Raw genomic sequence first — 11154 nt, 5'->3', positions numbered from 1 at the left:
CCGTTGCAGACCTGAGGGGACACCATCTCGTGGCATCGCCCATCGGCCACAACCCGGCCGGCCGGCCATCGCTCGTCGCGATCACCCGTCGGCCGGCCGCGGCTCTGCGCTTGGTATGCGTACCACCCGCGGGTCTGGGTCCCGCCTTCTACAGAACCTGGGCCGAGCACCTCCCCGAGACGGTGGATCTGTTCGCCGTGCAGTTGCCGGGCCGCGGAGCGCTCGCCGAGCAGCTGTGTCTGACCGACCCGCACGAGGTCGCCGACCGGTTGGCCGAGGTGATCCACGAAGTGGACGACCGCCGACCGTTCGCGCTGTTCGGGCACTGCGTCGGAGCCCTGCTTGCCTACGCCACCACACGCGTCCTGCGTCGCAGGCAACACCGCGGCCCCCTGCTCCTCGCGCTCTCCGCGTGGCCCGCCCCGCACCTCGACGTGCCCATCGCACAGCTCGCGCGGGTCATGCTCGCCGGTCGCGCCCGCTTGGCTGACCTCTACGGCCCCGTTCCGGAGGAGCTCCTGGCCGATCCCCGCCTCATGGCCACGGCGTACACACCGTTCCTCGCGGACATTCTGATGGCACTGCAGTACCACCAGTACGACGAACCGCCCCTGGACCTGCCGCTCTCCGTATACGGCGCCCGCGACGACGCCGTCTTCCCTCCGGAGTTCCTGCGCACCTGGAGCGACCTGTCAGCTCAGCCGGTCACACCGCGCATTTTCCCCGGCTCCCATGCCTACCCCCGTGACCAGGCACGCGAGTTGACCGACCGGCTCGGTAAGGACCTCGTCGCCGCCAGGCGATACGCAACCCAGCCGTGAGCCAGACCACGACACGGCAATCGGGCGACCTTCGGCGCTGGGCGGCGACGCTGACCGTGTGCCTGGGCCTGTTCCTCCTGGGCATCGACATGACCATGCTCAATGTCGCCGTCCCCGATCTGCAGGCCGATCTCCAGCCGTCGATGGCCCAGATCCAGTGGATCGTCGACGGCTACGCCCTCGTCCTGGGCGGCACTGTCCTGACGGCCGGTGCACTGACCGACCGCATCGGCCGTCGGCGCGCCTTCGTCATCGGACTGGCACTGTGTGCTGGAGCGTCACTGCTGGGCGCCCTCGCCCGGACACCGGAGCAGGTGATCGCGGCACGCGGCGGCATGGGCGCGGGAGCGGCCCTGCTGATGCCCGCCACCTTGTCGACCATCCACAACCTCTTTCCCGAACCACAGCTGCGCCGGCGGGCCATCGCGGTATGGACGGCGGTCCTCGGCGCGGGCGGTCTCACCGGACCCGTGATCGGCGGTTGGCTCGTCGAGCACTTCTCCTGGCGCGCCGGCTTCTGGATCAACCTGCCCGTCATCGCCATCACGGTCGTGCTCGCCGTGCTGGTGGTACCCGAGTCGCACGGATCGGGCAAACCCATCGACGTCCCCGGCGCCCTCACGTCCGCCGCCGGATTGCTGTTCCTGGTATGGGCCGGCCGGACTCGTGATCGGGGCCGTGGGCAGCCTGCCGCTCGCAGCCCGGTGGGGCGATCGGTTCCCGATCGTGGCAGGGCTGATCGTCGCGACGGCCGCCTTCACCTTCCTCGCCACCACGACCGCCAACTCCGCGTACGGCCATCTCGTCGTCTTCCAGACGGCCGCGGGCGTGGGCGCGGGTCTGTCGGCAGCGGCCGCGACGGAGACCGTCATGGGAGCAACCCCGGGCGATCGTGCCGGACTCGGCTCAGCCATCAACGACGCCACACGTCAGATCGGCTCGGCACTGGGCGTTGCCGTACAAGGATCTCTCCTCGTGACGATCCACAGCCACCACATGGCCGACCGCCTCGCCGGCACCGACGTGCCCGCATCCCTGGCTCAGACCGTCATCCACCAAGGCCTCACGACGATCGCCACCGCCCCCGCACTGCCCGACTCCCTGCGCGGGCAACTCCTCGCAGCCGCACGCGAATCCTTCGTCGCCGGCCTGACCGGCACGGCCTTCCTGGCCGCCGCGGCGACTCTCCTCGCTGCCGTGGCCGCCACGTTCCTCCTGCCCTCCCAGACGTGTCAGGCTCTTCCCACCACTGCCCCTCACGCCCCTCGGCGAGGCGGGGGTGCGGTCCTCGGGGCTGTACCGCCCCTGCTCCTCACGCCTGCGCCATCAAGCCACTCACCGACGGCGCCGCGCATCACCCGTGAGTAACCACGGACAGCCCCGCCGGGGCCGAGGCCGTGGCGGCCAAGAGGGCCCTGTCGTCGCGGAGGCCGGTCGGTCAGCTCGTCGCCCGTACCGCGTCCCTGATCAGGTCGGCGACCCGTGTGGGCTCGGACAGGGCGACGGCGTGGGAGGCGTCCGGAAGTTCGACGACGACGGCGCCGGCCCGTGCGGCGCCGAAGCGCTGGACCTCGGGGCTGATCGTGCGGTCTGACCCGGCCACCAGGGCCCAGGACGGTTTGGTCCGCCACGCCGCCGCGGACGCGGTCTCGGTGAAGGCGGCAGTGGCGAGCGGGCGTTGGGCCGCTGCCAGGACGGCGGCGACTCCCTCGGGCACGTCCGCCGCGAACACGGAGGGAAAGGCCGTCTCCTCGATGGTGACCTCGACCCCGGAGTCGCCGTCGAGGAGCGGGTAGGTCCACTCCTTCAGGCTGCCCTTCAGCGGGGACTCGGGGAAGCTCCCTTGGAGCTGGCCGAGGCTCTCGCCCTCGTGGGGCACGTAGGCGGCCACGTAGACGAGCGCGACGACGTTCTGCGCGGCGCCGGCCACGGTGATCAGCGCACCGCCGTAGGAGTGGCCGACGAGTACGGCCGGGCCGTCGACCTGCGCGAGGACGGAGGTGAGGTAGGCGGCGTCCGACGTCAGCCCCCGCAGCGGGTTCGACGGAGCGATCACCGGGATACCGCTGCTCCGCAGTTCCGAGATGACGCCTATCCAGCCTGTCGCGTCGGCGAAGGCACCGTGCACGAGGACGACGGTGGGGTGGGGCATGCGAGTTCTCTTCTCGGTGTCGGGCCACGTGTGGCGCGTCGTCACGACGGTCAGGGCGCGGCCCGGAGTGCGGCAAGAGGTCCGTGCGACGGCTACTCACGGTAGAGCCGTGGAAGCGGCACCTCTTGTACGTGCGCGCATCCGCGCCGGCACGACGGCGCACACGCGTCTCAGCGCCTTCGCCCGTCCTGGGCGCCGGCAGTCGTCGTAGCGAAGGCGGAGGTCGCCAGCGCCTGCCATTCGCTGGGGCTCATGCCGTAGGCCCCGCGGAACGTGCGGCTGAAGTGCGAGGGGCTGCTGAAGCCCCAGCGGTGTGCCACCGCGGCCATGGTGACCCTCCGGTTGGAGCGGCCGAGTTCGAGGCGGCAGAACTCGAGCCTGCGCTGCCGCACCCAGTGGCTCACCGTGCTGCCGTCGTTCTGGAAGAGCTTCTGCAGGTACCGGACGGAGATGTGGTGGGCGCGTGCGATCGACTCCGGTGAGAGGTCCGGGTCCATCAGATGTTCTTCGATGTAGACGCGAATGCGCGACAGCATCTCGTTGACGGTCCCGGACGCGTCGTCGGCCTCGTCCGTCGCGTCCGCTTCGAGGAGCTCCATGACCAGGACGGAGAGGAGATGCACGGCTGTCCGGGCACGCCGGTCCCCGATCGTGGACTGGCGGGACTCCGCCTTGGCGGCGAGCGCGGTCAGGAAGTCGGACACCAGCGCCCCGAGCCCCTCCCGGCCGCGTACGGGTACGCCGAGCACCTGGTCGAGTTCCGACTCCGTGACGCCCAGATAGCACCGGGGCACCCGGAAGAAGATCATCTGGCAGTCCTCACCGAACCGCAGCAGATGCCGTCGGGCCGGGTCGCAGAAGAACAGGTCGTTCGGCTCCAACAGGGTCTCGGCACGCCGGTGGACGACGGTCACGGGCCCGCGGACATGGACGCCGAGGTAGACGTGGGTCCGGTCGTTCGTCTCCGGCATTTCGGAAAGCATCTGGACCAGCCACCCGGAGCGGGAGGAGGGCGGGGCCGGATCGGGTGCTTGCCGGGGCACCCGTTCGGGCGCACGGGACATCAGTGTGAGGGTCATGGGGATTCCTAGCCGTAGGTGCGTGCGGGCGGAGGGCGGATTCACACCCCGTTCGCCGGCTCCTCGGCCAGGAACTTCTCCACCACGGCATTGAAGGCCGGCGGGTTCTCCAGGAAGGGGAAGTGCGAGCTGGCCACGCCCGGTGCGAAGACGTGCAGGCGGGCGCCGGGAATCCGCTCGGCGACGAAGCGCTGCGAATCGGGGTGCACATGGCTTCCCTCACAGCCGATCACCAGGGTCGGCACATCGATCCGGGGAAGCACGTCCCGCCAGTCCTGCGCGCAGTGGTCGAACAGCAGCGGTACGCCGGCGTAGGCGGGTGTCGACCGGATCTCCTCGCCGACGAAGGCCAGCACCTCGGGGTCGGGCTCGCCGGAGAACATGCCGCGCACGAAGTCGGCGCGGACCGTGTCGCCCTCCGGCCCCGCGAGGGCCGCACCCAGGTACAACAGCCCCGACACATCGAAGATGGCGCCGGAGTCCCGCTGTTCCCGCTCGGTCATCCAGGGCACGGCGGCGACCGCTGCGGGCTGGTCGACGGCGACGAAGCGCCGGATCCGTCCGGTCCCGTACTGGTCGATGAAGCTCCACCACACGGAGACACCCATCGACCAGCCCAGCGCGTCGAAACGGTCGAGACCGAGATGGTCGACGAGTTCGAGCACATCGCGGGAGAGCCGGGCGATGCGGTAGCCGTGACGCGGCTTGCCGGACTTCCCGTGGCCGCGGAGGTCGACGGTGACGACGCGACGACCGGGCGCGAGCCCCTCGATCTGGTGCCGGAACATCGCCTGCGTCTGCCCCCAGCCGTGCAGCATCACCAGCGGGACGCCCTCGCCGCCGGTGTCCTGGTACGCGAGCCGTGCGCCGTCCGTCGTGATCAGTTCCTTCATGACCTCTCCCCTGGTCAGAGGCGGTACGTCGTCCCGCCCGTCCCGAACATCATCGAATGGGGCCCGCCGCCCGCACCACCGCGAGCTGTAGGAATCGGGCCGTGGATCCTCCTCGCTTTGTCGAAGCACGTCCGTGGTCAGAGGGTCCGTGGTCAGACGGCCCCGTCGCCGCCCGGGGCGAGGAGTTCCTCGATCCTGAGGCCGAGGTGCAGAGTGAGCCGGTGGGCGCCGTCGTCGAGGTCGAGCCCGGTGATCTCCTGGATCTGGCGCAGGCGGTAGTAGAGCGAGGTGCGGTGGATTCCCAGCGTGTCCGCGGTCCTGGGAATCGATCCCGCGCGTTCGAGGAAGCAGCGCAGGGTGTCCCGCAGGCGGTCGCCGCCATGAGTGCCGCTCAGGGTACGGAGCGGCTTCGGGACCAAAGACGCGTTCAGAACGTGCTCGGGGAGCTGGAGCAGCACCGCGAGCTCCCCGAGCAGCTCCCAGTCACCGACGCTCTTCAGGGTGGGCAGTCGGCGTGCCGCGCGTGCCGCCACGAGCGCCTGCTCGTACGACGCCCATGCGTCGTCCAGGCCGGGGTGCCGGCCGCCGACCCCGATCACGGGGTCCGCCGACGGACCCAGGAAGGTGCGGAGTTCGTCCAGGATGCGAGCGGACTGTGCGGTGACCTCGTCCTGGCCGGGCGGGCGGTCGCGCAGCTGGAGCAGTGTCGCCCGCTCCTTGCCGATCGCGATGAGGCCCTGGGCCGAACGCGTCTGCCGGAACCCCTCCAGCGCCCCCCACAGGGCCGCCTCGGACTGCCGCACGAGCTCGGTCGCGCAGTGCAGCTGGACGACGGTGACCAGGACGTGCCCGGCAGCTCCGAGCAGTCCGAGTTCCTTGCCTCGCCGCCGTGCGGTGGTACGGGCGGCGACGTCGGCGGCGACGAGTTCGAGGACGAGGTCCCGCTCGTCGGCCTTCCGGCTGTCGGTGGCAAGGTGCTCTCCGTGCATCTGGGCGGCCATGGCGTCCGCGGCCCGGGCGATGGCACGTGTCTCGTGCTCCGCGAGCGTCTTCCCGGGCACGACCACCATGAGCAGTCCGAGGAGATGCCCGCGCTCGCGCAGGGGCACGACGTAACGGGGCAGCAGTCCGAGATCGTCACGGCCATCGATGAATCCGGCTCGGGACCACTGGGTCACGCCCTGGGCCAGGACGTAGCGGATGGTCGCGTTGTCGGCGCGGCCCTGCAAGAGGGTGCCGATGCGGACCGGGTCCTCGTCGCCGAAGTGGCGGCTCGTGCACACCATGCGGACCAGCGGGTCGTCGACGGCGACGGACCGGCCGAGCCGCTCCGCGAGCTCGTCGACAAGGGCCTGGAGCTCGGGGCTGCCGGGGCGGGCTCGCTGGAGCCTTGCGGTCATGCGCTGTTCCTCTCTCGACCAACGGTTCCCCGCGGACTTCTCCATTCCGCGGCTCTTGATCATTTTGAGGAAACGGCGACGTCGGCACATCACACGAATCGTCCATTGCCACGACGCCCACGGGGGATGCGAAGCGACTACTCTCCGCTGTCGCGATGCTTCACCAGCCGGGCCAGCTCCGCGCGCGAGGTGATGTCCAGCTTGGTGAAGACCCGGCGCAGGTGCGAACCCACCGTGTGCGGCGAGAGGGAGAGGTGCTCGGCCACCTGTTGGTTGGTCAGCCCTCGGGCAACGAGCCGTACCACCCGTATCTCCGCTGCCGTCAGCTCGGGCCAGGCACCGGAGAGTCCGGCCGTCGAGGGCCGGCGGCGGACACCGGCGGCCCGCAGGCGCCGGCGGACGCGTGCGACGTCCCGCTCGGCCCCCGCTCGCGCGTAGAGCGCGAGGGCCGTGTCGAAGTACGGCACCGCTTCGGACCTGCGGGTGGCCGCCAGCTTGCGTCCGGCGTCCTCCAGCGCCGAGGCCCGGGCCAACGGCCGAGGGCAGTCCTCGTACAGCCGGACGGCGCGTACGAGAGGGGCGAGGTCGTTGTCGAGGAGCCCCCGGGCGTGCGCGGCGGTGGCCGCGAGGAACGTGAGGTCGGGGTTGAGCACGGCCAGCCGCTCGGCCAGGGCCACTGCCTGCGCGGCCCGTTCGTGCGCGCCGGCACGCAGCGCCAGGCGGACGAGGACCGGGGCGTCGGCAGGGTCGACCAAGCCGGCGTAGGCCGGCCGGTCCGCGGCGGGCGACGTCATCACCTCGTCGAGTTCGGCCATGGCACGGTCGGGCCGGCCTTCGAAGTCGGCCATCAGTGCCAGCATCCAGGAGCCGAAGTGCCGGACGACGGGTGCGCCGTCGCTCCGCATGCGCCTCGCCTCCGCCGCATACGCTTCAGCGGTCTGCCGGTCGTTGGTGTGGAGGGCGACGCGCATCATCACGTACCGGAGCGTGACGTCGGCGAGGTTGCCCGGGCCGAGATCGTCGGTCGTCGCGGACGCGGCTTCGGCGTCGGCCCGGGCGTCCGTCAGCCGTCCGGCCTCCAGAAGGATGCGGGACCTGGTCATGAGCCACATACGGGTGGCCGCCGTCCGGCCCTGCTCCCCGGTGATCCGGATGCCGTCCTCCGCGGCAGCGAGCGCCTCCGCCGAGCGTCCGGTGGTGTTCGACAGGAGAGCGTGCCACAAGGCCTCCGGCACCCACAGCGAGGTGCTGACGCCCAGGGCGTCGGCCAGCGCGGCGGCCCGCTCGGCCTGCCGGAACGCCTCGGCCAAGTCCATGCGGTGGAAACTCACGGCCGAGCGGACCGTCGTCAACGTGGCCTCGGCGGAGCGGTCCCCCGCTGCCGCTGCGGTCTCCCACGCCTCCGCGGCGACCTGCTCGGCCGCCGAGTGCTCGCCCGCCATCGACAGGCCGACGGCGAGCATGGCGAGCAGTCGCCCCCTGAGGTCCACGGGGATCCCGGGCAGTGCCGCCCCGGCACGGGCCTGCCGGACCGCCTCGGAGAAGTCGAACGGTACGGCGAGGCGTGCCAGGGCAAGGCGTATGCGCGCCTCGTCCTCAGGTCCGAGGCCGCCGGTCGCCAGGGCGGAGGCTCCCAGCTCACGCGCCTGGGCGGCCCGGCCCGTCTGCCAGAGCAGCGGAATCGTCTCGGCGATGATCCTCGGCCGCTCCGGAGCGTCCGCCGTGGTGAGTTCCAGGGCCTTGAGGCCGCGTTCCGCGGCGGGTCCGGGAGCGGTGGCCGCGAGTTCCGCCGCGGCGGTGCGCAGCCGGTCGGCCTCCGCCGCGTCTCCTGGTCCCGGACCACGCAGGGCCTGACGCAGGGACAGGGGGAGGCCGGCTTCCACCGCCTCGCGGACCAGGTCGTGGCGGAAGGCGAGGCGATCCCCGCTTTCGGTGAGCAGATCGGCGTCGAGGGATTCCCGTACCGCTGTGATGAGCGCCGCCGAGGACCTGCCGAGCAGTTCGGCCAGCAGCGCGACGGTGACCGGAGCGCCCGCGGCGGCCGCCGTCTGCACCAGCTCCCGTGCCTCGTCGGACAGCTGGTCGAGGCGGCGCACGACCGAGGGGAGTTCCCGTGGGGCGGGGGGTCCGGCCGACAGCCCGGCCGTGCCGTTCTCGATCGTCACCGCCTCCCGCAGCGAGCCGAGCAGCTCGACCAGCAGCTGCGGGACTCCTTCGGCGCGGCGGGCGACGCGGAGGACGTCCGGGTCGGGAGCGGCGCCGAGGACGTCCTCGGTGATCCGTGTGGTCGCCCGGTCGTCCAGCGCTCCCAGCGCCAGCTCGTGTGCGCCTGCCTGCCGGATCCGGTCCAGGGTCGTGCGCACTCCCGACGGCACGCTGCCGCCGCGCACGGCGACCAGCCACAGGATGGCGTGGGACGAGAGTCCGGCCGCGAGGGTGTTGAAGGTGAGAAGGGTCAGGTCGTCGCACCACTGGAGGTCGTCGAGGACGACGAGCAGGGGGCCGTTTCGAGCCGTCTCCCGCAGGCGGTCCCCCAGTTCCTGGAGCAGCCAGAAGCGCTGGCCGGGCGTCGTCGCGAGGTCCCTGAGACGGACGGCGCCCGACAGCGGTTCCTCGCCGGAGAGCAGACCGTCGAGGAGCGGGCCGAGCGGCACGAACTGTGCGTCGGGGTCCGCCGCTCCCTCGAACACCCTCGTCCCGCGCCGCCTCGCGGCTGCCGCGGACTCCGCGAGGATCCTGGACCTGCCGATGCCGACGGGGCCTTCGACGCGGATGATCCCGCCTTCGCCCCGGTCGAGCGCGTCGAGCCGCGCCTCGATGAACGCCAGTTCGGCGTCCCTGCCGCGCAGCGGCGTCCGTACACCCTCGAGTTCCTCGGGCACGGTGCTTGTCGTCACTCTGTTCACGCTCATAGGGCGGAACAGTATGAACCATATGAACCACCCCGCCGTCGCCCGGCCCAGGGGCCCGTCTCAGTCGAAGCGCAGGTCGGCGAGTTGCCGTTCGAGGACGGCGACGTCGTCCTCGGGCTCTTCACCGACCGGGCGCGCCGCCGTGAGCGCGGCGAGCTCGACGCCCGCCCGGCGGACGCGGCCGGGCAGGCCGTCGGTGTACTCGTCTCCCCCCGAGCCCCAGTCCTCGGAGGCCGCGAACACGGCGGTGGGGACGACGACGGCGCGGAGATGGGCGAAGAGCGGGCGCACGGCGTGTTCAAGGACCAGGGAGTGGCGGGCGGTACCGCCCGTCGCCGCGATCAGGACCGGCTTCCCGGAGAGGGCGTCCGGATCGATCACGTCGAAGAAGGACTTGAAGAGACCGCTGTAGGAAGCCGCGAACACGGGAGTCACGACGATCAGGCCGTCGGCCCCCGTCACCGCGTCGATCGCGGCGCTCAGTCGCGGCGGCGGAAATCCGGTCACGAGATGGTTGGCGATGTCGCCGGCCAGTTCGCGCAGCTCCACGACCTCGGTCGACGCCGCGTGCCCCCGGGCGGCGAGTTCGTCACGGGCCGACTCGGCCAGCCGGTCCGCGAGCAGGCGGGTGGAGGAGGGGGTGCTCAGCCCCGCGGAGACGACGATCAGCTTCATGCGGCGGACACCTCCCGGACGGCTCGGAGCGACGCGTGCGTGGGGGCCTCCGGCACGTCGGCCGGACGTCCCTTCGCGAACTCCTTCCGCAGGACGGGCACGACCTCTTCGCCGAGGATGTCGAGCTGCTCGAGGACGGTCTTCAGAGGCAGGCCCGCATGGTCCATCAGGAACAGCTGGCGCTGGTAGTCGCCGACGCTCTCCCGGAACGACAGGGTCCGCTCGATGACCTGCTGGGGAGAGCCCACCGTCAGCGGGGTCTGCTCGGTGAAGTCCTCCAGCGACGGGCCGTGGCCGTACACGGGAGCGTTGTCGAAGTAGGGACGGAACTCCCGTACGGCGTCCTGGGAGTTCTTGCGCATGAAGACCTGTCCGCCCAGGCCGACGACGGCGTCCTGCGGCCGGCCGTGGCCGTGGTGCGCGAACCGGCGCCGGTAGAGCTGCACCATGCGCCTGGTGTGGTCGGCCGGCCAGAAGATGTTGTTGTGGAAGAAGCCGTCGCCGTAGAAGGCGGCCTGCTCCGCGATCTCGGGGGACCTGATGGATCCGTGCCAGACGAAGGGCGGGACGCCGTCCAGGGGCCGGGGTGTCGAGGTGAAGGCCTGGAGCGGCGTACGGAACGTGCCCTCCCAGTCCACGACGTCCTCGCGCCACAGCCGGCGCAGCAGCGTGTAGTTCTCCTTGGCGAGGTTGATGCCCTGGCGGATGTCCTGTCCGAACCACGGGTAGACCGGACCGGTGTTGCCGCGCCCCAGCATGAGGTCGACCCGGCCGTCGGCCAGGTGCTGGAGCATCGCGTAGTCCTCGGCGATCTTCACCGGGTCGTTGGTGGTGATCAGCGTCGTGGACGTGGACAGGATCAGCTTCTCGGTGCGGGCGGCGATGTAGCCGAGCATGGTCGTCGGCGACGACGGGACGAACGGCGGGTTGTGGTGCTCGCCCGTCGCGAAGACGTCCAGGCCGACTTCCTCGGCCTTGAGGGCGATGGCCACCATCGCCTTGATGCGCTCGCGTTCGGTCGGGGTGCGACCGTCGGTGGGGTCGGGAGTCACGTCCCCGACGGTGAAGATGCCGAACTGCATGGGGTGTCTGCTCTCCTGGGCTCGTCCGGTTCCCGCGCCGGGAACCGGGGGCCGGGGTGACGCCGGGGGCTCCGGCGGCCCCCCGCGGGTCAACGGTGCTGCGTCACTTCGCCAGGAAGGCGAGGAGGGCGGTGTTGACC

At 71.4% G+C, this 11154-nt stretch carries 9 protein-coding genes and 1 pseudogene; 3 read left to right on the top strand and 7 right to left on the bottom strand.

Features of this window, described 5'->3' with window-relative positions; translation table 11 throughout:
- The first annotated feature begins 29 nt into the window (after positions 1-29).
- The 3 genes and pseudogenes from ACIPUC_RS15735 to ACIPUC_RS15725 all read left to right on the top strand — a co-directional run bounded on the left by ACIPUC_RS15735 (position 30) and on the right by ACIPUC_RS15725 (position 2189).
- On the top strand, positions 30-821 hold the full coding sequence (locus ACIPUC_RS15735) for a thioesterase II family protein (protein ID WP_446589883.1): 792 nt from the start codon (positions 30-32) through the stop codon (positions 819-821).
- An 89-nt stretch (positions 822-910) separates the two neighbouring features.
- Positions 911-1363 (top strand): annotated as a pseudogene (locus ACIPUC_RS15730) (MFS transporter); the annotation flags it as partial.
- Positions 1364-1547: 184 nt separating this feature from the next.
- Positions 1548-2189 (top strand): hypothetical protein, encoded by a 642-nt coding sequence (locus ACIPUC_RS15725; RefSeq protein WP_446590459.1) that lies wholly within the window; start codon positions 1548-1550, stop codon positions 2187-2189.
- Positions 2190-2259: 70 nt separating this feature from the next.
- Here ACIPUC_RS15725 and ACIPUC_RS15720 read toward each other — a convergent pair whose 3' ends face one another.
- From ACIPUC_RS15720 to ACIPUC_RS15690, 7 genes are all read right to left on the bottom strand, one after another.
- Entirely contained in the window at positions 2260-2973 is a 714-nt protein-coding gene (locus tag ACIPUC_RS15720) for an alpha/beta fold hydrolase (protein ID WP_446589882.1), read from the bottom strand.
- Between the two features lie 170 nt (positions 2974-3143).
- On the bottom strand, positions 3144-4052 hold the full coding sequence (locus ACIPUC_RS15715; RefSeq protein WP_446589881.1) for a helix-turn-helix domain-containing protein: 909 nt from the start codon (positions 4050-4052) through the stop codon (positions 3144-3146).
- A 41-nt stretch (positions 4053-4093) separates the two neighbouring features.
- Positions 4094-4945: an alpha/beta fold hydrolase gene (locus ACIPUC_RS15710; RefSeq protein WP_446589880.1), complete on the bottom strand. Its 852-nt coding sequence runs from the start codon at positions 4943-4945 to the stop codon at positions 4094-4096.
- A gap of 152 nt (positions 4946-5097) precedes the next feature.
- On the bottom strand, positions 5098-6345 hold the full coding sequence (locus ACIPUC_RS15705; RefSeq protein WP_446589879.1) for a PucR family transcriptional regulator: 1248 nt from the start codon (positions 6343-6345) through the stop codon (positions 5098-5100).
- Between the two features lie 137 nt (positions 6346-6482).
- On the bottom strand, positions 6483-9257 hold the full coding sequence (locus ACIPUC_RS15700; RefSeq protein ID WP_446589877.1) for a helix-turn-helix transcriptional regulator: 2775 nt from the start codon (positions 9255-9257) through the stop codon (positions 6483-6485).
- A 60-nt stretch (positions 9258-9317) separates the two neighbouring features.
- The gene (locus ACIPUC_RS15695) at positions 9318-9932 is read right to left on the bottom strand and encodes an FMN reductase (protein WP_446589876.1); all 615 of its coding nucleotides are present in this window, start codon (positions 9930-9932) and stop codon (positions 9318-9320) included.
- Positions 9929-11014: an LLM class flavin-dependent oxidoreductase gene (locus ACIPUC_RS15690; RefSeq protein ID WP_446589874.1), complete on the bottom strand. Its 1086-nt coding sequence runs from the start codon at positions 11012-11014 to the stop codon at positions 9929-9931. Before ACIPUC_RS15690 ends, ACIPUC_RS15695 begins: the two co-directional genes overlap by 4 nt.
- Between the last annotated feature and the right edge of the window lie 140 nt (positions 11015-11154).

The sequence above is a fragment of the Streptomyces sp. LARHCF249 genome, assembly GCF_052871255.1.
This window is presented reverse-complemented; position numbering and strand designations above follow the sequence as displayed.